20 protein-coding genes are annotated in these 25,572 nt (G+C 41.6%); 12 read left to right on the top strand and 8 right to left on the bottom strand.

The window, feature by feature from the left end; translation table 11 throughout:
• Complete coding sequence (locus GO816_RS00225; protein ID WP_157539347.1) at nt 1-3,513, bottom strand: PKD domain-containing protein; 3,513 nt, start codon at nt 3,511-3,513, stop codon at nt 1-3.
• Nucleotides 3,514-3,833: 320 nt separating this feature from the next.
• Between GO816_RS00225 and GO816_RS00230 the strand changes: the two genes are divergently transcribed.
• Both GO816_RS00230 and GO816_RS00235 read left to right on the top strand, forming a co-directional pair.
• Complete coding sequence (locus GO816_RS00230) at nt 3,834-5,105, top strand: TCR/Tet family MFS transporter (protein ID WP_157539348.1); 1,272 nt, start codon at nt 3,834-3,836, stop codon at nt 5,103-5,105.
• 30 nt (nt 5,106-5,135) lie between these two features.
• Entirely contained in the window at nt 5,136-6,362 is a 1,227-nt protein-coding gene (locus tag GO816_RS00235) for a TCR/Tet family MFS transporter (RefSeq protein ID WP_157539349.1), read from the top strand.
• Between the two features lie 32 nt (nt 6,363-6,394).
• Here GO816_RS00235 and GO816_RS00240 read toward each other — a convergent pair whose 3' ends face one another.
• Nucleotides 6,395-8,098, bottom strand: a complete 1,704-nt coding sequence (locus GO816_RS00240; protein ID WP_157539350.1) for an alpha-amylase family glycosyl hydrolase — start codon at nt 8,096-8,098, stop codon at nt 6,395-6,397.
• A gap of 219 nt (nt 8,099-8,317) precedes the next feature.
• Between GO816_RS00240 and GO816_RS00245 the strand changes: the two genes are divergently transcribed.
• Nucleotides 8,318-10,753, top strand: coding sequence for a penicillin acylase family protein (locus tag GO816_RS00245; RefSeq protein WP_157539351.1), 2,436 nt, complete (start codon nt 8,318-8,320; stop codon nt 10,751-10,753).
• A gap of 53 nt (nt 10,754-10,806) precedes the next feature.
• Complete coding sequence (locus GO816_RS00250) at nt 10,807-11,166, top strand: hypothetical protein (RefSeq protein WP_157539352.1); 360 nt, start codon at nt 10,807-10,809, stop codon at nt 11,164-11,166.
• A gap of 109 nt (nt 11,167-11,275) precedes the next feature.
• Here the strand turns inward: GO816_RS00250 and GO816_RS00255 are convergent, their stop codons facing one another.
• Nucleotides 11,276-11,947, bottom strand: a complete 672-nt coding sequence (locus tag GO816_RS00255; RefSeq protein ID WP_157539353.1) for a lipid-binding SYLF domain-containing protein — start codon at nt 11,945-11,947, stop codon at nt 11,276-11,278.
• 155 nt (nt 11,948-12,102) lie between these two features.
• On the opposite strand from GO816_RS00255, the gene GO816_RS00260 reads away from it, so the two are divergent.
• From GO816_RS00260 to GO816_RS00270, 3 genes are all read left to right on the top strand, one after another.
• Nucleotides 12,103-13,089, top strand: a complete 987-nt coding sequence (locus GO816_RS00260) for a long-chain-fatty-acid--protein ligase (RefSeq protein ID WP_157539354.1) — start codon at nt 12,103-12,105, stop codon at nt 13,087-13,089.
• A 74-nt stretch (nt 13,090-13,163) separates the two neighbouring features.
• Nucleotides 13,164-13,847, top strand: coding sequence for a PH domain-containing protein (locus tag GO816_RS00265; RefSeq protein WP_157539355.1), 684 nt, complete (start codon nt 13,164-13,166; stop codon nt 13,845-13,847).
• Between the two features lie 11 nt (nt 13,848-13,858).
• Nucleotides 13,859-14,284, top strand: coding sequence for a MarR family winged helix-turn-helix transcriptional regulator (locus GO816_RS00270; protein WP_157539356.1), 426 nt, complete (start codon nt 13,859-13,861; stop codon nt 14,282-14,284).
• A gap of 150 nt (nt 14,285-14,434) precedes the next feature.
• On the opposite strand, the gene GO816_RS00275 is transcribed toward GO816_RS00270, so the two are convergent.
• The 5 genes from GO816_RS00275 to tyrS all read right to left on the bottom strand — a co-directional run bounded on the left by GO816_RS00275 (nt 14,435) and on the right by tyrS (nt 20,572).
• Nucleotides 14,435-17,056, bottom strand: coding sequence for a carboxypeptidase-like regulatory domain-containing protein (locus GO816_RS00275; protein ID WP_198171379.1), 2,622 nt, complete (start codon nt 17,054-17,056; stop codon nt 14,435-14,437).
• Nucleotides 17,057-17,109: 53 nt separating this feature from the next.
• A complete protein-coding gene (locus tag GO816_RS00280) occupies nt 17,110-18,081 on the bottom strand; it encodes a GLPGLI family protein (protein WP_157539358.1) in 972 nt (323 codons plus the stop codon).
• A 217-nt stretch (nt 18,082-18,298) separates the two neighbouring features.
• Nucleotides 18,299-18,751: an RES family NAD+ phosphorylase gene (locus GO816_RS00285; RefSeq protein WP_157539359.1), complete on the bottom strand. Its 453-nt coding sequence runs from the start codon at nt 18,749-18,751 to the stop codon at nt 18,299-18,301.
• Between the two features lie 2 nt (nt 18,752-18,753).
• A complete protein-coding gene (gene parS, locus GO816_RS00290; RefSeq protein WP_198171380.1) occupies nt 18,754-19,248 on the bottom strand; it encodes a type II RES/Xre toxin-antitoxin system antitoxin in 495 nt (164 codons plus the stop codon).
• 37 nt (nt 19,249-19,285) lie between these two features.
• On the bottom strand, nt 19,286-20,572 hold the full coding sequence (gene tyrS / locus GO816_RS00295) for a tyrosine--tRNA ligase (RefSeq protein ID WP_157539360.1): 1,287 nt from the start codon (nt 20,570-20,572) through the stop codon (nt 19,286-19,288).
• 141 nt (nt 20,573-20,713) lie between these two features.
• On the opposite strand from tyrS, the gene GO816_RS00300 reads away from it, so the two are divergent.
• The 5 genes from GO816_RS00300 to GO816_RS00320 all read left to right on the top strand — a co-directional run bounded on the left by GO816_RS00300 (nt 20,714) and on the right by GO816_RS00320 (nt 25,473).
• A complete protein-coding gene (locus GO816_RS00300) occupies nt 20,714-21,541 on the top strand; it encodes an aminotransferase class IV (RefSeq protein WP_157539361.1) in 828 nt (275 codons plus the stop codon).
• Nucleotides 21,542-21,619: 78 nt separating this feature from the next.
• Nucleotides 21,620-21,808, top strand: a complete 189-nt coding sequence (locus GO816_RS00305; RefSeq protein WP_157539362.1) for a hypothetical protein — start codon at nt 21,620-21,622, stop codon at nt 21,806-21,808.
• 72 nt (nt 21,809-21,880) lie between these two features.
• Nucleotides 21,881-22,561 (top strand): hypothetical protein, encoded by a 681-nt coding sequence (locus tag GO816_RS00310; RefSeq protein WP_157539363.1) that lies wholly within the window; start codon nt 21,881-21,883, stop codon nt 22,559-22,561.
• A gap of 212 nt (nt 22,562-22,773) precedes the next feature.
• On the top strand, nt 22,774-24,720 hold the full coding sequence (rpsA, locus tag GO816_RS00315) for a 30S ribosomal protein S1 (protein WP_157539364.1): 1,947 nt from the start codon (nt 22,774-22,776) through the stop codon (nt 24,718-24,720).
• Nucleotides 24,721-24,897: 177 nt separating this feature from the next.
• A complete protein-coding gene (locus GO816_RS00320) occupies nt 24,898-25,473 on the top strand; it encodes a cupin domain-containing protein (RefSeq protein ID WP_157539365.1) in 576 nt (191 codons plus the stop codon).
• The last annotated feature ends 99 nt before the right edge of the window (nt 25,474-25,572 follow it).

Here is a 25,572-nt window from a genome sequence, read left to right on the forward strand (position 1 = left end):
TTACCTGATAATGGTTAAAGGCCCTGATTGCGCCGGTTTGCCGTTTTTTAAATCAATCAAATAATAATAAGTACCGGCAGGCAGGTCGGCACCGCGGTAACGCCCATCCCAGGGAATGGGATAACCTATTGAATTAAACACCTTTTCGCCGTTACGGTTAAATACTTCTACAGTAGCTTTAGGATAATCACTCATAAATGGTATCATCCAGGTATCATTGCGCCCATCGCCGTTGGGTGTAAATGTGTTGTAAGCAATTGGTTGCTGCAGTACCTTCACAGTAAATATAGCGGAGGCTGTGCATCCGTCCTCAGATTCAACGGTGAGCATGTAATTCGTATCGGTACTGGGTGATGCGGTAGGACTATCGGCGTTGTAATTGCTTAAGCCCTGCTTGGGCGTCCAGGTGTATTTTATGCGCGCCCGATTGAGCGATAGCACCTGTGGCTGCAAGGTCACACCCTCTCCCTCACGAACTGTATAATTACGTTTACCGTTAATTACTGGTGTTGGATTTACCACTACCGTAATATCATCCTCATAAACGCAACCTGTGCTGTTTAAAGTAAATACATAGTGAATGGTATGTGTACCGGGGCTTGCTTTTTTAGGGTCAAATAAACCACTTGACGCGTTGGTTATACCGGCACCGGTAAAGGCAGGCGTACCCAAACCAGTAAAGGCACCCTCGTTGGTTTCAAGATTAAAAGCCGTTGCTTCCTGGCAAGTGATGTAGTTTTTTTTGGCAATGGTTACCACCGGGTTTGCCTTAATCTTAACATCATCTAAAAAGATATCCTGGCAGTCGGTTGAGCTCCCTGTGTATACTACAATCCTTATCTTATAATCTTTGGTTACGGTTGATAGTCCGTAATTGTGCTTGAACAGCTTATCGGCAGGAATGGTGTTGCTTGCAGCGTCGTAGGTTATAAAATCATTAGGATGATTGATGTAATCATAATGCACATCATAACGTATAATGCTACCGCCTGATACATATGATTGATTTTCGATGACAAGCGTTTCGCTGCTGCAAATTTCCTTATTAGCAATGTTAAATATTGCCTTAGGCCTTATACCATTCAGTGTAAATTGTTTGGGCTCGGTTACGTTTACACAGCCATCTTTTGAGGCTACCTTGAGTTTTACCATGTAAACGCCGGGTGCACTGTATTGATGCAGGCCATCTTTGGTAAAGGTTTTAGCTGATCCATCGCCAAAATCCCACTCATAGGTAAACAGGCTTTCGCTACCATCAGCAATAGTTGTTTTGTTTTCAAACTTAACCATATCAAGCTGGCAGGCATCAGGCAGTACAAAATCAACCACCGGTGAGGGGTTAATTTTTATCACCTTTGAGAAAACTTCACTAGCGCATCCGGTAACTGAGGTTACAATTAATTTTACGGTATATAGGCCCGCAGCAGTGTAGGTATGAGATGAGCTTTGTGCAGTTGAAAAATTGGGGTTGGACGTGGTACTGTTCACATCTCCGAAATCCCAGGCCCATTGAATAATTTTTCCGTCAGCCGATGTGGACTTGTCCTGAAAAGTAACTGCCTGCATTTGACAGTTTGGAAGCACTGCCTCAAACTTAGCCTGCGGCAAAGCATTAATGTGAACTTTGCCCTCCTTTACGTCAGAGTTGCATCCGTTTTCGTTTACAGTGATGAGTGTAACCTTATAATCGCCCGGCACGGTGTAGGTATGCGACGGATTTTGCTCGATTGATATATTGGGGTTTGTACTTGAACTGTGCGGATCGCCAAAATTCCATAACCAGGCTGTTATCAAACTACCTTTAGCGTCTGTTGAGTCAACAAATTGTGTAGTAGAACCAAGGCAGTTATTGGTTGATGTACCAAATTTAGCTTCGGGGTAATCAGCTATGTTATAATTGAATTCAATATCGCGTGTTGGCCCGCACCCGCTTGTTGAGCCTTGATTAGGTATAGTAGCAATTATGCCGTAGTAACCCGCGGTTTTCTTTAAGATGCCGTTATAGCGGTAAACGTATAATGTGGTACCGTCGGCAGCAAGGCGTGTTGCGGCATATTGGGGCGATTGATTGGTAACCGTTGCGCCATCGCTAAAGCGCCACGTGATGAAACTTAATGATTGAAACGGCACCACCAACTGAACGCTGTAATTTACGTTTGCGCAGCCATTAGCTAATGATGAAGCAGATACTCCCGGCACTCCAAGATCGATGTACTCATTTAAATTTTGCAGGTTGATACCCGCTGCATAGCCGTAAGATTCGGCCGAGCCAAAGCCATAGGCAATTGCATTGAACGTGCTACCGGCCGACAAGCTATGTTTTCCAAAGCCAACGTTTATTTGTGCATAACTATACGTGGCATCATTAGGCATGGCACTAAAACCGGCATAAGCCTGTCCATCAATTTTAAAAGTTGATACGGCGTTGGTTGGAATTACAACATTAATAAAGCTTTTATTTGGTCTTATGGCTGCCTCGCTCGGAGAATACACTGTGACCTGCCTTAAGCCCTGCTCAATAGGCGGGAGAAAGATCATTTCGGGATCACCTATATCGTTATTGTTTGATGAGCAGTTTATTGTTTCGTTTTGTGATGGGGTGTATTGTACTAATTGTATGGGTTTATCAGCCTTTATAACAACAGGAGTTTGTGTTTTAAATTCGTAATAGCCGTTGGCCGGTGTTGGAATGGGTGCTCCATCTTTGGTTGCTTTTGTACCAGGATCGCTGAATATAACCCTGAAAATATCGTAGTTACGTTCTTTAAGGGGAACAGCGTAGTAATTTTTGCCCCAGGTTTCTGTAGGATATACTTGCTGAAAAAGATTATCAGATGTAGCACTGATGTTACCTGTATTGAGGTTTCCGTTACAACCAATGCCAATCTTGCTGCTGCCCGAAAACACCACGATTTTTTTGCACAATGTTGTACCCGATGAAACTGAGCGTATAGAAGTCCCTGTTAAATCGCTGCTTGACAGGCCTTGATAAACCTCTCCTTTATTTAGCAGCACCTGAAATTTAACCCCTGCCGGCCGGCCGCTTATTAACGCTGCTTTAGGAGTAATTTCAACTGTTGTTGCATCTTCGGTAGCGATTACGTTAAATGCCGAATAAGATGGCTTAATCTCCTCAGAATTATTACCTCCTGAGATATTGGAGTTTGATACCTGGGTATAATTAATAGAAAAATACTCCTTACCCATGCTGTTCACCGGCAACAACAACGTTGCCCCCGATACACTTCCTCTGTATATATGTGCAAACGCTGATATAGGATAGCCTGAGACAATGTGAATACCTTTGCGTAACGTGCTATCATTGGTGCTCTCTACCAAAAAAGCGCTTGCAGGTATAGCAATAGTTTGCGGCTCATTGGCAGTAAGGGTAAAATTAATTGGTGCAAAAGAGTTATCGGCAATGCTGACGATACCTGATGTGTTTATGGTTGATACCAGATACAGGTTCATCCGGCTGGGCCTGTCTCCTGTGGCGCCATCAACATGATCCATCCATGCTGTATAAAATTCCGTTCCTTTATTGCTTTGAGCAAACGCAGTTAAGCAACTGCACAGGCACGCGCAAAAAAACAGCCATAAACAAACACGCTTTTTCAAAATCAATAGCTTATAATTGGTTGGCTTTACCTAAAAAGGGATGGTTAGGAAAAGCACTGCTTAAAAATACATAAAATATTAAGCTGCAAAAATTTAGTTTGTTTTGTAAGCCCGTATGTTATCATAATACCAAACATAAATTTTAACTTATTTTAGTTACTTTATCATTTCACACTGCTTAAAACAAGCCAATTATTTTTTATTATTTTGCAGGCATGAACCAACCCGACCAACCTAAACGTGAGGCTGCCCTGGGCTTTATTTTCATAACACTGCTTATTGACATAACCGGCTTTGGCATTGTTATACCTGTGTTTCCAAAGCTTATTGAAAAGCTAATACACGGCAACTTAAGTGATGCGGCAGTTTACGGCGGCTGGCTAACATTTGCCTATTCGGTTATGCAATTTTTATTTGCACCCGTACTTGGCAACTTGAGCGACAAATATGGCCGGCGCCCGGTGTTGTTGGGTTCCTTGCTCGGTTTTGGTATCGACTATACTTTCCTGGCCTTTGCACCAAATATTTGGTGGTTGTTTGTTGGCCGTGTTATTGCCGGCATAACAGGCGCCAGCTTTACAACAGCATCAGCCTATATTGCAGATGTAAGCACACCTGAAAAACGCGCACAAAACTTTGGTATGATAGGCGCAGCTTTTGGCTTAGGCTTTATTATAGGCCCGGTATTAGGCGGCATTTTAGGAAATTACAGCACTAAATTGCCTTTTTTGGCCGCTGCAGGCCTTGCTTTGCTAAACGCAGCTTACGGTTACTTTATACTACCTGAGTCTTTGGCAAAAGAACACCGCAGGCCTTTTGAGTGGAAACGTGCAAACCCTGTGGGTTCGTTGATGCAATTAAAAAAGTATCCTGCCATAAGCGGTCTTATAGGATCACTGATATTAATATATATTGCTGCGCATGCAGTACAAAGCACATGGTCATACTTTACTATGGAACGCTTTAAGTGGAGCGAGGCGTTGGTGGGTTATTCACTTGGTTTTGTTGGCTTATTATCAGGGCTTGTACAGGGCTTGCTGATACGTGTGACCATACCTAAACTTGGTCAAAAGAAAAGTATTGTAATTGGCTTAACCCTTTACAGCATCGGACTCTTCTTGTTCTCGTTTGCCAACCAAAGCTGGATGATGTATGCCATTTTGGTTCCATATTGCCTTGGTGGTATAGCAGGCCCTGCCCTGCAAGGACTTATCAGCGGACATGTACCTCCCAACGAGCAAGGCGAACTACAAGGCGGCTTGACCAGCTTAATGAGTGTTACCTCTATTATAGGCCCGCCGTTGATGACAACGCTGTTTGCGTACTTTACCAATAAGAATTCGCCTATAGTTTTCCCGGGGGCACCATTTTTAATGGGTGCAGTACTTATGCTGGCAAGTACCATTTTAGCGGTACGTAGCTTCAAAAAATCAAGGGTAGTTGCTGCTGCTGATATGGCAAAGACAGATTCAAACAATTTTCATTAAATCGCTTTTTAAAAGTGATACACTAATAACATGACCAACGATAGCCAAACCAAACGCCCCGCGGCACTTGGTTTTATATTTATAACCGTACTGATCGATACGCTTGGTCTTGGTGTTATAATTCCTGTTTTACCCGAGTTACTTGAAACCCTTGGCCATTATGATGTAAGCCAGGCATCGCAAATAAACGGTTACCTAACGTTTGTTTATGCGCTCATGCAATTTCTATTTTCATCGGTATTAGGCAACCTGAGCGACCGGTATGGCCGCAGGCCTGTATTGCTCATATCAATGGTTGGCTTTGGTATTGATTATGCCTTTATGGCTTTTGCTCCTACAGTTTTTTGGCTTTTTGTTGGGCGCATAATAGCTGGTATTGCGGGTGCAAGCAGCACTACCGCTACAGCTTACATTGCCGATGTTAGTACGGGCGATAACCGTGCTGCTAACTTTGGTATTATTGGTGCGGCAACCGGTCTTGGCTTTATTTTGGGTATTGCCTTGGGAGGATATCTTGGAGAAGTTGGCCTGAAAATACCTTTTATGGCAGCTGCCGGCATGGCTTTGCTTAATGCATTGTACGGCTACTTTGTACTACCCGAATCGCTATCGGCGGAAAACCGGCGTGCGTTTAACTGGAAACAGGCTAATCCAATAAGCACCTTAAAAAAATTAGGCACCTATCCGGGTGTGTCAGGATTAATCAGCGCCTTCTTTTTAGTGTACATTGCCTCCAAGGCTGTGGAAAGCGTACTGGCCTTTTTCCTTGTTGAGAAGTTTGACTGGAGTAAAAGCGCAATAAGCAGTTTGGGTATTTTTATTGGTGTTTTACTGATAGCTATACAAGGAGGCCTGATAAGAATTGTGATACCAAAGCTGGGCCAGCAAAAAAGCATCATCGCTGGCTTGTTATTTTATGCTTTAGGGTTAATACTTATTGCTTTATTTTCGAGCAAGGGTTGGTTAATGTACGTGTATATGATACCGTACTGCCTGGGTGGAATATCCGGACCGGCTTTGCAGGGCTTTATTACAAGCCAGCTACAGCCTAATGAACAGGGCGAATTGCAAGGCGGACTAAACGGACTGGTAAGCATTACAACCGTTATAGGGCCTTTACTTATGAGCACACTATTCGCTCACTTCACTAACCCTAAAACATCATCCATTTATTTTCCGGGTGCACCCTATTTACTAGGGGCTATCCTGATGTTGATAAGCGTAGTAATAGCCGTTAGAAGCTTCAAGAAAGCATAGCCAATTACCCTTAATAATCAAAGCCTACGTTTCTAAAATTGCAATATCATTCCGCCTGCTGCGGGTAAGTTCAATCTTACCCCTTCCCCTATTTCTACGGTGTGTAACTTTTGATCTGTTAGTAAATCGGTAAACGTTACAGGGCCCATGCAGCCAATTTCACCTAATAGGTCGAATGGCAAATTGACCCTTACGCTTTGCTCGTGCCGATTAAAGTTTACTGCTACTAAAATACGCTCGTTGCCAGTGTAACGTAGGTAGAAATAAACCTTGTCGCTGAAACCTTCGTTATGTTCGTTTGCCATCATCAGTTCGTAAAACTTGCCCTGGCTTATGGCTTCATAATTGGTGCATAGGTTTAATAACCTGCTATAAAAGTTTCGTAGCTGCTTTTGACTTTCGCTTAACAACGCCCCATCGTACTTACCATTATTAAGCCACTTTTGATGCTCAGGAACGCCCCAGTAATCAAATATGGTTGTACGGCCATCATCTCCGCTAAATCCGCTTGCTCCTGTAGCAGGTTCACCAACTTCCTGCCCAAAGTAAACCATTACAGGTCCGCAATTTAAGGTTGCAGTTATAATCATGCCCGGAATGGCTAACAGGGCATCGCCTGCAAAATAAGGCGATGCTATACGCTGCTCGTCATGATTTTCCATAAAACGTAGCATGCGTTCATCAAAGCCGCGGCAATCATTATTCCAAACGGCGTTAATTTGCCAACTACTACCGCCTTGTTCGTTACGTACCAAACGCTTAATTGCATCATACAGCCCCACCTTATCGTACAGGTAATCAAACTGACCATTAAACAGGTAGTTACCATACTGATGGGTTTGATATGCCTCGCCAATGAAAATCAAATCAGGATATTTTGCTTTAAGCTGCGGTATTAGCCATGCCCAGAACTCCATAGGGACATACTCAACCATATCACACCTGAAACCATCTATTCCTTTGCCTGCCCAATAGCTTAAAATGTGCAGCATTTTGTGCCATAGCGGCGGAACGGGCTCAAAATGCATGTGGTATCCGCCATTGAAATCAACCCCGTAATTGAGCTTTATTGTTTCAAACCAGTTATTAATAGACGGGCTGGCCGTGAACACATCGTCGCCGGTTCCTTTTGCCGGATACTCATCAAAACGCCCATCCTTTAACTGACTTTGAAGTTCCGGACCACCAGGCTCATAACCTTGAGGTACTGTAAAGGCTTGGCCCGGGATGTAATAGAAGTCATTGACAGGATTAAATGCTTGCGACGTATCATCGTCCGCACCAAAATCACGTACGTCATCGGGTTTTACATCTGATTGATATGTTCGCGCCACATGATTTGGAACAAAATCAATAAGCACCTTCAAGTTGGCGGCGTGAGTACGGTTTATCAACTCCTCAAACTCAACCATCCTTTTACTTACATCAACAGCAAGATCGGGTGCTACGTCATAGTAATCTTTAATAGCATATGGCGACCCAGCACGTCCCTTTACCACATCCGGGTCGTCAGGTTTAATTCCATAGGCTGAGTAGTCGGTCATGGTTGCATGTTCAATTGCCCCGGTATACCATACGTGCGTAAATCCCATGGCCTTTATTTGGGAAAGGGCATTATCATCAATGTCATTGAATTTGCCGCAGCCATTCTCTTTAATTGAGCCGTAAAACTTGTTGGTGGTATTGGCGTTGCCAAATAGCCGGGGCAGTAACTGGTATATGATATGCTTATGCATGGTAGTTGTAGTGTTTAACAAAAATATACATTGTTAATGTGCATTGCATCAGCAAATAATAATTCATTTTTTCAAACCCTAAGCTGCCTAACATAATTGATTGAAAATGGTTAAACTTGTATTATGCCTGCTCAACCTACAAAGCTTACCGCAAATGACGTCGGCATAATTGAAACGTCGCAATTATCAAACTTCATAAATGCATCTGTTAATCCTTACATGAAAATTCTCAGAGCCGTGTTTTCCATGGCACTTTTAGCAGTGCTTATATGGGCTTTACAAACCAAGTTTGGGCCTGTGCCGCCAATAGGTAAATTCATTAACCCGGCAACCGGATTTTGGCAAAATGCTGAAAGCAAAAACATTAGAAAAGAGGAAAGCCTTGAACTTACCGGACTTTACGACAAAGTAATTATCAGGTATGATGAAAATCGTGTACCTCATATTTTTGCCAAAAATGATCACGACTTATACATGGCCCAAGGCTACGTAACAGCTACCGACCGCTTGTGGCAAATGGATATTCAAACGCGTAACGCGGCTGGGCGACTAGCCGAGGTTATAGGTCCATCAGTTTTGGAGGTCGACCGTTATAACCGCCGTACAGGTATGGTATACGGTGCCGAAGAGGCCTTGAAAGGCATAAAGAAAGACTCACGAACCAAATTGGCGGTTGAAGCATATTCAGCTGGCATTAATCAATTTATAAATAACTTAACCATTCGTAATTATCCGGTTGAATTTAAGCTGCTTGACTATAAACCCGAAACCTGGACGACACTCAATACTGCGCTATTACTTAAGCTGATGTCACAAACGCTGGCCGGGGGATCGGATGATATGGAGATGACGGCGGTACTTAACAAATTTGGTGCAGCAGTAACCCGTGATCTTTTCCCCGATCAAAATTACCAGGAAGATCCGATAATTCCGTCAGGTACCAGATGGAATTTCACTCCTTTAAAAATTCCGCAACCATCATCAGGTTTTAAACGAATGATGCAAACCGGCGCAATGCGGCCGAAGGCAAAAACCGAAGGCATTGGCAGCAATAACTGGGCTGTAGCGGGCAGTAAAAGTGCTACGGGCTACCCGCTATTGGCAAACGACCCGCATTTAAACCTTACGTTTCCATCCATTTGGTATCAGGTGCAATTACATGCACCCGGGGTAAATGTACAGGGCGTTTCGTTACCCGGCTCACCGTTTGTCATTATTGGCTACAATTCCCAAACCAGCTGGGGCTTTACCAACGTTGATGCCGATGTGCTTGACTGGTATCAACTCAAATTCAAAGACAACGCTAAAACTGAGTACTGGTATAAAAATCAGTGGAATAAAACCACACGACGTAAAGAGGTGATTAAGGTACGCGGGCAAAGTGATATAACCGAGCAGGTGATTTATACTCACTTTGGGCCTGTGGTGTATGATGAAGGAACTAAAGCACCTACCATTATAAACAAGGTGCCGGCAGGCATGGCCATGAAGTGGATAGCACATAAACAGTCGAACGACTTACTTACCTTTTATCTACTTAACCGTGGTAAAAATTATGGTGACTATCGCAAAGCACTTAGCACGTACTCTGCACCGGCACAAAACTTTATTTTTGCCAGCAACACCGATATAGCTATCACGCCAAACGGCGAGTTTCCGCTTAAGTACCCGGGGCAGGGAAAATTTATACTCGATGGTACTGACCCTGATGATGACTGGCATGAACGTGTACCGGCCAATCAAAATCCAACAGTTAAAAATCCGGCGCGTGGTTTTGTAAGCTCTGCTAACCAATCCCCCACTGATAAAACGTATCCGTATTACCTTAACTGGCAATTCGGCGGTTATCAGCGTGGCAAGCGTATAAACGACCGGCTTACTGCCATGAGCAAAATTACTGTAGATAGTATGCGACTGCTACAAACGGATAATTACAGTGTTACAGCACATGATGTGTTACCAACTTTATTAAGCTATCTTGACTCTACAAAACTAGATGGGACGCAAAAATCGGCATTAAGAAGTGTTTCCCGGTGGAATTTGCAATATGATGCAAAATCAGTGGGTGCTACCATTTTTAACAACTGGTGGAACAGTCTTTATAACTTAATATGGCAAGATGAATTTGATACACCCGATAAGGCGTTACGCAGACCCTCGCGAGATAGAACAATCCAACTTTTGCTCACCCAGCCTAATGCAAAGTGGTTTGATGATGTAAGAACGCCTACGGTTGAAAGCTGTGCCGATTTAGTGAGCAGGGCCTTTAACGTAACGGTTGATGAACTTACTAAAAAGTACGGCACCCCGGGCGAACGCTGGGCATGGGGAACAGTGAGGCCTGTTGCTATTAATCATATAGCCAAATTGCCTGGCTTCGGATCGGATATGTTTGCTTCTGGTGGTAACAGCGGCATAATCAACGCCATGAGTGGTGAGGCTGGCCCGTCATGGCGTATGGTGGTGCAAATGGGACCTGAAGTTAAAGGTTATGGTATTTATCCGGGCGGACAATCGGGCAACCCGGGTAGCTTCTACTACACAAACCTGCTTCAAACCTGGAAAGACGGAAAACTTAATGAACTACTTCTCTTAAAATCTCCTACAGACAAGGAAGACAAAGTAAAGAGTACCCTTATCCTGAATAAAAAGTAGAGATTTAAACGCTATTCAATTAAGACAAAAAATAAAAATACTTTAAATAACCTATGCTATTCATACTCATTTTTATACTAAGCCTTGCTACAAGTTATGTGCTGCCATGGTGGGCCGCGGCTGCCATAGCGTTTGTGCTTAGTATTTACGCCGGTACAAAACCAGCGCAGGCATTTTGGTCGGGGTTTGGGTCGGTGTTTCTTGTTTGGGTAGTGCTGGCTTTATTTAAAAGCATACCTAACAATCATATTTTAGCTACACGTGTGGCGCAACTATTTGGCTTACCGCATTGGCTATTACTGCTGTTTATAACTGCGCTAATAGGTGGGCTGGTAGGCGGAATAGCATCACTTGCCGGCCTGTATGTTAAACGTATATTTGAAAAACCGGCAACTGAACATAAAGCAGTTTAAATAAAAATGCGAAGAGTAAAACAGCTTTTGCAGCCAACTGAATACTTGGCAATGCTCTATCTGATTTACTCTTCACAATAATTTAAGCGAGCTCTATAAACACCCCTTGTTACATACCTTTTAAAACTGATTTAAACTCAACTACGGCGGTTGATGCAGTTTTATTGGTTTCGAAAACTTTTTGTGAGGTAGTGCCAGAACCGTAAAAGTTAGCAAGTGAAGTTTTATCAATAGCCAGGTTTGATCCGTTTATACTTATTCCTGCAAACAAACCTTTGCTGCGTGAATATGAATAAACCTCGGCCTCAAAACTATGATCGGTGCTGGCTGTTGAGCTGCGCCCTACCGGCCCGGCAGACGCTGATATATCTCCGCCAATGGTAAAATCGCCGTTTTTCACCTTGGTAAGTACACCTTTATTTTTAAAAATAAGCACCAGGTCAACTGCCTGAACACCTATTTGAAAACCAATGCTGCCACCTGTAAGTGTAATAAACACAGGATTACTCCACGTTCCATCAGCGAGTTTAACCGTGGCAATACCCTTACCACGTTTGCCGCCAATGCCGAAACCTGCATTTATTAATTTAGGAATAACAACAATACCTTCTGTTTGCTTAAGTAGTTCCTGCGGTATGGTCTCATCCATTTCGGTAAACGTTTTAAGCACTTTGGTTGAATTTTGAATACGCTCCGTTTCCTTCCCGGCATCCGCGGCCGAGGCAAGCACCAACACTAAACTCAATAGTGCGGGTGTTAAAAAAAATCTAAAAAATCTCATTCTGGTAGAATTTAAATAGTGCAATTATAATTGCGGTTAACCTTTAAACACCACCAAAAGGTTAAAGTTTACCTCAGGGCGGTATTGTTTGTCGGGTAACTGTAATCAATAAGTGGTAACATAACGTTTACTGTGCAGCCTTGTTATCTTTGCACATGCAAAAACCGTTGCAGCAACAAATTTTCTCTATAAATAGTAATCAGCAGTTTGAACATGCTGCCCTTGAAATTTTCAGGTATCAAGCCCATCATAACGCCGTTTACAAAGAATTTATTAACGGCCTGCAGGTTAAAGCCGAGGAAGTTACGAACGTTAAGCAAATTCCTTTTTTACCTGTTGAGTTTTTTAAGAACCACAACGTGGTAAGCACCTCGGCACAACCTCAAATAACATTTAGTAGCTCGGGCACAACGGGTATGATAACCAGCAGGCATTATGTAAGCGACGTGAGCTGGTATGAAGAAAGTTTTAGGCGCGCATTTAAACTTTTTTATGGTGGTATAAGCAACTACTGCGTTTTGGCTTTGCTGCCTGCTTACCTTGAGCGCGAAGGCTCATCATTAGTTTATATGGCCGATGATTTTATTAAACTCTCAGATCACCCGCAAAGCGGCTTCTATCTTTACAATCATGCCGAGCTGCATAATCAGTTACTTGAACTGAAAAAGGCAGGAACCCCAACTTTACTTATTGGCGTAACATTTGCCCTCCTTGATTTTGCCGAGCAGCATGCTATAAACTTCCCCAACCTTGTTGTTATGGAAACAGGAGGAATGAAAGGCCGGCGTAAGGAGATGATAAGACAAGAGCTGCATGACATTTTATGTAAGGGATTTGGCGTGAACGCCATCCACTCAGAATACGGAATGACGGAATTGCTATCACAAGCATACTCTAAAGGCGACGGTATATTTAACTGTCCGCCCTGGATGCGCATTATTACCCGCGACACCAATGACCCGCTTAGCATTGTAGAGAACGGCAAAACCGGCGGCGTAAATATTATAGATTTAGCTAACATAAATTCCTGTTCTTTTATTGCCACCCAGGATTTAGGAAAGGTTTATAACGATGGCTCATTTGAAATTTTAGGCCGATTTGATTCATCTGACATCAGAGGGTGCAATTTGCTAGTGCAATAACATTTGCATGTATTAGGTGTTGATGCTTTAAGAGGCTATTTTTATTACATTTGATACTGAAAATTAATCTTTTTATGATTGAAAAATTTTTAAACGATCAGCAAGATCCTAAAGCCGTTGAAAAAGTTTATTCCCGATTGGTTGAGCTATTACCCGCAGGCGAGGAAACCTTATATATTGCTACCCAAAAAAAGCCTTTGGTAAACTTATTACCCGATACCATAGTGATTACCAATCGCAGGGTATTGTTTTTTACGCCTGCCAATTTAGGACTTTCATTAAAGTTTATTGACTTTACCTGGAAAGATATCGCAGATGTGAGCATGAAAGAGGAAATTATTGGCTCGGTGTTCATCATAAAAACTACTAAAGGCGCCGAAATGGGCGTTGATTATCTTCCAAAAGTTCAGGGCCGCAAGCTTTACCAGTATTCGCAGGAATGCCGCGAAAATGAACGTAAACGCGAAGAGCTGCAAAGAGTACAACATACCCCTGCAGCACGTTTAACCGATAAACCAATTGATGAGCCGGTAAAGCAACCAAATGAAGAAACACCACCTACGCCGCAACCTGCAACCATTGCACCTCCGGCGCCTGAACCCGCTCCGGCCGCAATACCTGCCCCTGCTCCAATAATTGAAACCAAGCCCGATGAGCTAACAGAAAAGCTTAAAAAGCTAAAAATGCTGTTTGATAACGGCCTTATTTCACAAGAAGAGTACAACCAAAAGAAGATGGAGTTGTTAAGCGAATTATAACTAATTTGCTTATGCCGTATAAAACTGGTGAACAAAAACCCATAGGATGGTACCTTAGAAAAGCCGATCAGCGCATTACCGATTTTTTTGAAGAGGTATTTGACAGGCATTGTATAACCCGTTACCATTGGATGCTTTTGAGCGCCATTGCTGATAAAGAAACTATAAACGTTAAAATTTTTCAACCCGACAATAAATACTTCTTCACTCCCGAAAGATTGAACGGAGTAGCTGAAAATCTGGTAACAAGAGGCTGGATAAAGGCTGTTGAGAAAGATGAATATGCGCTAACTGATAACGGCAAAAAATTATATAATGCTCTTGAAGCCGATTACATGATGAGCCTGAGGCAAATGATGTTAGGCGTTACTGATGATGAGTATAACCAGGTAGTTAAGGTGTTAGACAGAATAATTACCAACCTTGCCAAGAAGTAAAGGGAGTACCATCTCGTTAATTCTCATACAACAAGAAACTCCTGTTTGCTCGCCAAACAGGAGTTTTTTTTGAAGCAATATTAAACTATTAACTGATGATAACGCTGCATGCTTCTTGCGGCGGTATGCTTTATACCACTAAGGGTGTTTTTAAAAATTAAAAGAAACCTTCATTGTAGCCATGCGCCCCGGTAGTGTATACACGCTGTTTACATAGTTGTTTGCAGTAAGTAAGGGCGAGCTGTAGGTTTTGGTATCAAATATATTCAGAATATTCAATTCTATATCGCTTTTAAATTTATTGACCTTAAAACGTGCCGAAAAATCGGCAAATGAATAATTAAGGTTTGAACCTATTGCTTGTGATGTAAAATAATGATCGCCAGAGAGTTTTAAAAACAGGTTAGAAGTAGGATTGTAGTTAAAAGCACCCTGATGCTGCAGCTGTGTAACATTTGTGCTACCAGCCCCTGCTACCGATGAACGGCTTAATGTGCGTACCGCATTAATCTTGTAGCTAACGTTTATTCTATTACTTATTTTGGTCTCCACACTGCTGTTTATACTGTTTGCAATTGTATTGTACGGCAAAAGCAATCCGTTTAAAAACTGATTCAGCTTGTTATTTTGCCAAGTGTAACCTCCAGCAAAAGTGGTATGCAATGGATACACGTATTTACTAACGTTACCCGACAGGGTAAACATATCCATATCATTTGCATAGGGCAATACAATTTGCCGTTGAAAAGTGCTTGTTATCTGACTTGAAGTAATATTATTGAGATTTACATGACTGTACATCGCATTCACTCCCCAAAAAAACATTTTGATAGCTTTACGGTAAGTATAGCCTAAAATGGCGGTTTGCGTTTTACGCTCGCTTAAGTCGGCACTGTTTGCTTGCAGCGTGCGGTAATTAAGTAAAATATCACCACGATAGGCTTGGGTTATATCGCCTATATCATTACGATAATTATAAGCTGCACTAACATACTGCTCTGCTGATGTATTATACCTAACCGATACATGCGGATCAAAATATAGCCTGGTAAGCCTTTGGTCAACCGCATACTTAGCTTCAGAAAAATTTATGTTTTGCAAACTAACGGGCAACCGCATGTTAAGCTTAAACTTTTCGCCTGGCATGTCAATGGCCGCTTCACCATAAACCTTCGATTTAAACCAGTCAAGATTATTTGTTGCCGTGTTGCTGGCTTGTGCCACATCTCCATCTGTTTGTACAACTGATAATGCCGACTCCAATTGTTGCGACTGCAAACTAAACCCGGCCTTGTACGACTGTGTGAACGTATTGCCCGATCTTTTTAAAGAAACATAGTTATTAGTGAAAAAGGTTGGGATATTTACAGTTTGCACCAATTGTGTATACGGCTCATTGTTATTAAAAATATCCTGGTTGATGCCGGGTTCTAATATCCTACGCTCAGGGTTCGACAGTCTGTTGATGTATGAATATCCCTCGTAAACATTACCCCCGTTGCCCGTTTTCATGATGTTGAACTCATTTGACAAGTCGAACTTACGGTTGGCTAAATTTTGCAAAGAGCCTGGAGTGCCAGTTGCATTTAAGCCCGAGTATGAGGCATTATGTTCATAATCGGCAATTAAATTATTGTTTAAGTAGTACTGGCTTTTATTGATGTTAAGTGTGGTTTGTGCCCGTAACAGGTCTGGTCTGCGCCGGTTGTCCTGCAATTCAGTAAATCTTATAGTATCGTTTGGAAGATATGTTTCCCTCACCTTGGAGTACTGCTGTAACTGCCGGTCATGCAGATAAGATAGGTTTGCTTTGAGCTGCACATCTTTTTTTATGTTTACCAGATTATTTAAGTTCACCAAACCTGATCTGTTAAACAAATACCTATTGGTAGGCAAATTAGGATTACCCGCAGCACCAAGACTTAGCAGGTTATCAGGCTTGTTGTTATCAAGCCTGCTTAAATAAGCAGATAAATTGTGCGATATCAGATCATTCTGCACTTCAATGCCTACGTTATTACCTTTTACATAATTAATGGCCTTATATTTATCCTTAAACATCATGGCATTGATGTTTCCATCATATTTGCCGGGTAACCCACCTCCCATGTTGCCCTGCCCTACCATTTGCATTTTAGCATCGCTTTTTATGGTCAAATTCATGGCCACGTCATCACTCACTACCTTGTCTTTCAGTGCTTTTATGGGCTGGTGGTTTTCCATAATTTGCACCTTGTCAACCACTCCATTAGGTATAGTTTTTGTTGCAATATTATACTTGTCATCAAGCAGGTTATCGCCCCCAATGTAAAGACTTGATATGGCCTTGCCATTGTATTTGATTTTACCATTATCATCCATCTCTACACCAGGCAAGCGTTTGATTACGTCACCTATTACCCTGTCTTGCGGCGAGGTAAAGTCAGCGGCACTATAATTCAAAGTGTCGCCACGTGCGGTAATACGTGGCCGCTTATTTTTTACTGTGACGGCCTCAAGTGCATTATTGGTTGATGACAGTTTAAAGTTATACGAGGCCGTAACATTTGTAATAACCTTACTTTGCTTTTTATAACCTACAGAGCTTATTTCAACCTTTAAACTGCTTTTGTCTGCATCGGCAGGTACCGCAAGGCTGTAGTTTCCTTTGTTATCACTAGTAGAAAACGCAATAATAAGGTTGCTGCCGGTGGTTAGTTTAGCGTTGGCATAAGGCACCGCCTTACCCAGGCTGTCAGTAATTGTACCTTTAATGGTTTGAGCATAACCCATTTGAGTTAAAAACAAGATACAAATACAGCTTACTGCAATTGCAATAGCCCTTATCATTTTTTATTGCCATTTTCAGGTAGCTCAATAGGATTATTTGTAACGTTTATTTTTGCATCGTCGTTACGCTGTACGTTAACGCTTTTTATACCAGATGCAGAGTTAGTACCACCGCTGAATGTAAAACTACGGTTGCCAGGCATGGCTGCCAGCTGCGATTGAAAAAATGCTTCCGGATCTTTACGCATAACTTCCTTTAACTCGTTGAGTTCTTTAGGAGTGGTTTTTATTGCGTTAGCAGGTAAGGCAATTACATTGGGGGCCTGATTTCTATCATCAGCGCCGCCAAATATGATAGTGCGTGCTGATGTGGCAGATGATGCAATTGGGTTTGTCTCCTTTTTCGCTTTAGGATCAACCTTTTCAAGTCCGTCAAACTTAAATTCAACTTCTTTCTTCGCGTCGTAGGCTTCTACAATCAAACCGGGTAAACCATTCAACTTCCACGGACCAACTCGGTATGGTAAATCAGCACAAAACCAAGCGGTATAGTCGCGTCCTTTGAAGTGTGTAGCTGCCTTTTGACATTGCAAACCGTTTATGGTAGCAGTGTCGGCAGATATTTTCCAAACTGGTGCTGGCAGTGCTTCTTCAATTACATAGTTGTTCACCAGCCTCTCTCTGCTGTAAAATTTATTGGCATTAGGGTATTGGTAGTAATCGATGTTTGGACCAAGAGGACTTCCCCCACTGCGTACATTAATGTTTGCAGAACCTGTGTTTACTTGTTCCATTACCATTTTACGCATTTGTTCCTCGCGCAATTTGCGATCATAACTTTTGTAAACACTTGCATTACGTCCGGCAAGCAGCATCATATTTTCTACAAGCGGCTTATCGCGGTTAAGCGTATCACGCACGTGAGTAAATTTGTAATGTACAATAATTTGGGCGGTGTCAGCTTTTTGAGCTTTGGCTGTGAATGCTGTTACAGCCAAAATAATTGCTAAGTAAGGTTTGAGCTTCATGATGTTTAAATTTTGTAATTAGAGTGATGATTTACTTAGTCGCGGGTCAGTAGCGCAACATTACTTCACAAATATAACTAAGAGATTAGTTAAAAACTAAACATTTAGTTGTTTTAACAAAATTTAACAATATTCGACCCTTTCCGACGCTAGTTGTAAGAGGGAATCCAAACGGGCCCTTTCTTTTAGTAGTAACAAAAAGTAAATAGAACCAAAACTATCCTATCAACCTTTCATCAAAAGTAAAATTCTTTTGATCAACAATTTTTATATGCCTCGCTTTAGGATGTAATGGGTTGATAAGATAATTGAACTCTTCTTTAACAATGGCTGAAGGAACTTTTAAAAGAAGGTGTTTATTTGTTTTCAGGAATGCATCGCCCAATGATTTAAGTGACGATGGTTCAGGATAATCCTGCCAGTTTCTAGGCAGCGCATCCATATCTAAAACCTCTGTATCATCAGGCACGTCTAACGTTATCTGACAGAAATTATCGGGTATTAAAGTTGGTGGCAGATGCACTAAAACTTCCAAAACGGCAAGGGAGCGTGACGAGGCCGTATAAACCATTGCACGGCCTATGTTATTCCAACGTCCTCCGTACAGGCGGGCACCTGTACCGCTTAAATCATCAATGTAAGTACATTTTGATATTCGATAAAGCAACATGGCTATGCAAAAACACCATGCTCAATACGCCCTAACTCGCGCAAAACCAAATCAAAGCCTATAGAAGTGTCAAGAAGTGATACCGGTGCTTCGCCTTTAAATACGTGGCTGGGAGTTTTCATCCAACGTTTAAATTTATCCATAGAGCCAAAAACTTCCTGCCCTCGTGTGTACAGGCGTGCAAGCTCAACAGCCTTTTCGGCATACTCGGTTTTTACAACAGTATCATCATCATAACGCTGTAATGTGCGCTCGTTAATGTGCATAATACCGGCAAGCTCCTGTAGCGTTAAGGAAATTTTTTGTGCCAGCGTAGTTAAAACCTTTTTTGGCAACCCTTGGCGGGCTAAACGCAAAACATCAAAATCAGAAGATGCTTTACCCGGATTAACGCCGGTAAGCAAACTATAAAATGAGGTTACACTATCAGTGGTTATATAAGCAGCCATTGGTTCATGAACCTCATTTTTATCAATATGTTTTTTACTATACGACATTTATCCAAATATAAAACACATTTGTCGTATTAGCAAATTATTCTGCAACTATTAAAAAGTAGTTTTTCTTACCCTTTTGCACTACCAAAAACTTATCGTTTATCAAGTTCTCAATGGTATACAATGCATCGGGTGCTGCAATTTTTGCCTTATTTATAGCGGCTCCCCCACCCTGTATCATCTTTTTAGCTTCACCTTTTGATGGGAACACACTGGTTTGCACGGCCAGTAAATCCTGAACATTAATACCTTCCTGTAAGTAGGTTTTGTTGATAGTGTAATTAGGCACACCTTCAAAAATACCCTTAATTTCGGCGTCGGTAAGTTCATTTAAAAACTCTATTCCGGTATTGCCAAACAAAAACTCTGATGACTGGATGGCTTTATTGTAAGCCGCTTCGCCATGCACACGAGTGGTAATATCTTTGGCTAAAGCTTTTTGCAAAGCCCGCTGATGAGGCGCAGCTTCATGCTCAGCTTCTAAAGCTTCAATGGTTTGCCTATCTAAAAGCGTAAATATGCGGATGAATTTTTTCACGTCATCGTCGCTGGCATTTAGCCAAAACTGGTAAAACTGATAAGGCGATGTACGCTCCGGATCAAGCCACACAGCTCCGCTTTCAGTTTTGCCAAACTTAGTTCCGTCAGCCTTTTTAATTAGCTGGGTGGTAAGCGCAAAGCCTTCACCGCCTTCCATACGGCGTATAAGTTCGGTGCCGGTTACAATGTTACCCCACTGATCGCTGCCGCCCATTTGTATAGCACAGTTTTCATGTTTCCACAAGTAGTAAAAATCGTAGCCTTGGAGTAACTGGTAGCTGAATTCGGTAAATGACATGCCGGTATCGCCGGTTAAACGGTTTTTAACCGAATCTTTGGCCATCATGTAGTTAACGGTAATATGCTTACCCACATCACGTATAAAGCCTAAAAATGAAAACTCCTTAAACCAATCATAATTATTAACCATGCGGGCTCCGTTGGCAGCATCGGCACCAAAGTCTAAAAACTTTTCCAACTGCTTTTTAATGCCATCAAGATTACGCTGCAGCGCATCCTCAGACAATAAATTACGTTCCTGCGATTTATGCGAAGGATCGCCCACCATACCGGTGGCACCACCCACAAGGGCGTAAGGCTTGTGACCAGCCTGTTGAAAATGAATGAGGGTCATGATTTGCGTTAAATGACCTACATGTAATGAATCGGCCGTTGGATCGAAGCCGATATAGCCAGATGCCATACCTTTATTCAGTAAATCTTCGGTTCCGGGCATAATATCATGTAACATGCCCCGCCAGCGTAATTCTTCAACAAAACTCATTTCAGTACAATTATTTTAAGTGAGCAAATATAAAATAATACCTGTAAAAGAAACCATTTACAACAGTTGCAGTCATACCGTGGCCTCCAATTTGAAACACACTTAACTTTACCGTGTTCATTTACCAAATAACTATCTACCATGTTATACACCGTAATTAATGATCAGTTTATCCCGGCGCATGAGGCTCAATTACATGTAAGCGACCTGGCCGTAAACCGCGGCTATGCCATATTTGATTTTTTCAAAACGCAAAATGGTAAGCCGGTTTTTATTGAGGATCACCTTGATCGCTTTTACCAGTCGGCCCGGTTCATGCACCTGGATATAAACCACACGCGTGATGAGCTTAAGGCTTTGTTACGGGAGTTAATGGATAAAAATAACCTACCTTACTCGGGTATACGTATTACTTTAACCGGCGGATATGCAGATGACGGCTATACCCTTGCAAAGAGCAATATGATTATTACGCAGCAAGCTATTAAGGTTAAACCTTTAAATATTGAAGGCATAAAGCTTGCTACCTATTCACACCAGCGTCAGTTTGCTCAGGCTAAAACTATTGACTACCAAATGGCCATATGGCTGCAGCCCTATATGCGCGAACAAGGTGCAGACGATTTATTATATCATCACAACAACATAGTGCGCGAGTGCCCGCGCGCTAATTTTTTTATTGTAACTCAAAACAACGAAATACTTACAACAGCAACAGACGTTTTGAAAGGAATTATCCGCAAACAAGTTCTTAGTCTTGCTAACACAGGTTTCACTATTAAGGAGCAGGATATTTCTTTAGATGACGTACTCAATTGCAAAGAAGCCTTTATAACCAGTACAACCAAAAACATTTTATCGGTAACTCAAATAAACGGACGTTTGATAGGCAACGGCAATGCAGGTAAAATAACTACCGCACTATCAAAACAACTTGCGGTAGTAATAGCACACAACACAGGCTGGTAGCTTTATTTCACGTATTATAGCGCTTTAAGGTCAAACCAAATGTGCTTATAAGAGTTATATGTGCAAAATCACTATCATATGAACAGTTTCTTCAAAGCATTAATAGCCGGTTGGGGCGCAAAAAAATTAGGTGGCGGATGTTTATCAACCGTTGTAATATTTATTGTAATATACACCTTACTTGGTAAATGTGATAACCGTGCCGATGCCGCCATCAAATATAAAAAGCCGGCTCACGTTGTTACGCAATATCAACACAGACGTTAAAAGGCATTTAATCTAAGCGACAAAAATTTCGGTGTATGCAAAATTTGGTGTATTTTGCAATACGCTCTGCATATGAACTTTTTGTCGCATTTTTATTTTGACCGCAACAACGCCAACTGTTACCATGTACTGGGCACAGTGCTGCCAGACTTGCTCAAAAATGCTGATAAATCAGCAATGCTACATCCCCAGAAGCACTCCTATCCAAATGCGCCAACACGTTACCTGTACGATGGCTGGATGAAACATTTAGAGGTTGACAGGCATTTTCATAATTCGGATTTTTTCAAACATCATTCGCACCAGTTAAAACTACACCTCCGACCGGCCATCACGGGATCGCCCGTTAAACCGTTTTTTTTAGGGCACATTGCCCTTGAGCTCATCCTCGACAATCTCCTCCTCACCACTCAGCAAATTTCGGCCAGTAACTTTTATGATCATTTGCAAAACTGCGATGATAATGTAATCAGAGAGTTTTTGGTGATAAGCGGTTTTAAAAACCCTGAAGTATTTATTCAATTCTTTCAGAGGTTTAAAACTGATAGATATCTTCACACTTACGCTCAAACCGAAAAAGTTGCGTATGCACTTAAACGCATTTGCATGCGCATTTGGAACAATCCGTTTTTACCAGAGCAGGAAGAAGCCATAAACCAGGTTATTATCAATTATCGCGAGTTACTATTACCTGAATTTTTATCGGTATTTGATGAAATAGATACCTTGATTAAAGATTCTGGTTCACAGTAAACACAACTTTTAAACTATCAGGCCTGTCTTAATAAGGCTTCTCCTCATCATCATACTACCAACGCCTTGTTTGTGATATAATAAAACCACTATTAATGTGGAAATAAAAAACACATTTAGTTCAATATCAGCATATTTTATTTTTTTATAAAAGAAAAATATATCTACCTTTGCAATCCCAATTGATTTGGGAAAAGGAGACAATTTATTTAATGGCAAAAAAACAAGAAGCAGAAAAAGAATTGAAATCTAAACAGGCTGAGCTGGAGACAGTTGGTTCTGTAAAAGAGAAAGAAAACATTGAGTCAGAAGCTGATTCAATTTCTATTGATGAAATCAAATCAAAAATCGCAGCAGCACAGGCAGACTTTGACTGGGATGCAGACGACAAAAAATTTGGTAACTACAGCGATGCTGAGCGTGAAAAATTTGAGCAAATGTACGATGGTACTTTCAACTCAATTAACCAAGGCGAAATCATCACAGGTACTGTAGTAAACATCAATAACAAAGACGTGGTATTAAACATCGGTTTCAAATCTGATGGTATGGTCTCATTGTCTGAATTCCGTGATATGCCTGATTTGAAAATCGGCGATGCTGTTGACGTATTCGTTGAGTCGCAGGAAGATGCTAACGGTCAGTTGGTACTTTCACGCAAACGTGCTAAAACACAAAAATCATGGGAGCGCATTAATGATGCATTAACTAACGACGAAATCATCACAGGCTTTGTTAAGAGCCGTACTAAAGGTGGTTTAATTGTTGATATAATGGGCGTTGAAGCCTTCTTACCAGGTTCACAAATCGATATCAAGCCTATTCGCGATTACGATGTGTACGTTGGTAAAACTATGGAGTTCAAAGTTGTTAAAATCAACCACGAGTTTAAAAACGTAGTGGTATCACACAAAGTGTTGATTGAAGACGATTTAGAAAACCAAAAAATTGAAATTGTTGCCCGCCTTGAAAAAGGTCAGGTATTGGAAGGTACCGTTAAAAACATTACCGATTTCGGTGTATTCATCGACCTTGGTGGCGTAGACGGCTTACTTCACATTACTGATATCTCTTGGGGCCGTATTGAGCATCCGAAAGAAGTATTGGCATTGGATCAGAAGATCAACGTTGTTGTTCTTGACTTTGATGACGAGAAAAAACGTATTGCTCTGGGCTTAAAACAATTAACTCCTCACCCTTGGCAAAACCTTGACGAAGCTATCCAGGTAGGTTCTAAAGTAAAAGGTAAAATTGTTACCGTTGCTGATTACGGCGCATTCCTTGAAATCACCCCTGGTGTTGAAGGTTTGATCCACGTATCAGAAATGTCATGGTCACAAAACCTGCGTAACCCTCAGGAATTCCTTAAAGTTGGTGACGAAGTTGAAGCTCAGGTTTTAACTTTAGACCGCGAGGAGCGCAAAATGAGCTTAGGTATTAAACAATTAACTCCTGATCCATGGCAAAATGCTGCTGAGCGTTACTCTGTAGGTACTCAGCACGTTGCTACAGTTAAAAACATGACCAACTTTGGTGTGTTTGTTGAACTGGAAGACGGAATTGACGGCTTAATCCATATCTCTGACCTTTCATGGTCTAAAAAAGTAAATCACCCTAACGAGTTTACTAAAGTAGGCGAAAAATTAGACGTGGTTGTTTTAGAACTTGATGTTGAGAACCGCAAATTAAGCTTAGGCCACAAACAACTGGAAGAAAACCCTTGGGATACTTTTGAAACTATCTTCACTGTAGATTCAGTTCATGAAGGTACTGTATTAAAAGTAACTGATAAAGGTGCCGTTGTAGCTCTTCCTTACGGTGTTGAAGGCTTTGCTCCTACCAAACACTTAGTTAAAGAAGACGGCAAATCTTTAAAAGCTGAAGAAACTGCTGAATTCAAAATTATTGAGTTTGGAAAAGACAACAAGCGTATCGTTATCTCTCACTCTCGTATTTGGGAAGATGTACGTGCAGAAGCCAGAGTTCAAGACTTTGAAAACCGCAAAAAAGAAGCGAAAGCTGCTAACAGTGCTGTTAAAAAAGTAAAAGAATCTGTTGAGAAATCAACCCTTGGCGACCTGAGCGTATTAGCTCAATTAAAAGAGCAGATGGAAGGTGCTGAAAACAAAGCACGCAAATCTAACGAGGATTCTAAATAGTCATTAAATTCTCCCTTTTATAAAAGCCTGTGCCTCAAAGCACAGGCTTTTTTTTGGTATTTTTTTTGCTGTATGTTGTATCAGTAAGCCCTTTTTAATCGTATTATAATAAACTTTAACTCAGTAAATGCGTAATTTTACCACGCCTTAACACATTTACTATTATAAGAATATATTATGCCTACAGGGACAAAACTCTACAACCCCCTAACCCAAAAAACGTTTCATGTGTTACACAGCGCTCAAGATACCGGCGGCGAATACGTACGTTTTAAATGTGTGGCTAATGCCGAAAGCAAAAAGAAAAGCGGCTTTGTACACATACACCCTTCGCAAACAGAAATTATAACCGTTGAATCGGGAAGCATGATTGCTGTTGTGAACGGTAAAAAGGTTCGGTATGATGCCGGCGAAATGCTAGTTATAAAACCGGGCGATGCCCACCAATGGTGGAACGCAAGTGCAACTCAGGAACTGACATTGATTACTGAAGTAAGACCTGCTCTAAAAACAGAGCAACTGTACAGAACTACATGTGCTTTTGCGCAAGCCAAACACAACGATTCGGCAAATGGCCCGAATTTATTACACCTTGCCGTTATGCTTGATCATTACTCAGATATGTACGTAGTAGCCGGCAAATGGACACTGCTCAAAAAAGCAGCATTCAAAATAATGGCTGCCATAGGCCGCTTAAAAGGCTACACTGCCGAATTGCCTTACAAACAGTTAGCAACCGATACCGGCCGATAATCTTAATATGATAACATATAACAAGCCCGGTTAAGGCACGGCTTATTGTATGTTATCATATATTCTCAATCTTGCAGCTAATGCATACTTTTGCAACCA

The organism is Mucilaginibacter aquatilis, from assembly GCF_009755275.1.
In the GTDB taxonomy this organism is placed as follows: domain Bacteria; phylum Bacteroidota; class Bacteroidia; order Sphingobacteriales; family Sphingobacteriaceae; genus Mucilaginibacter; species Mucilaginibacter aquatilis.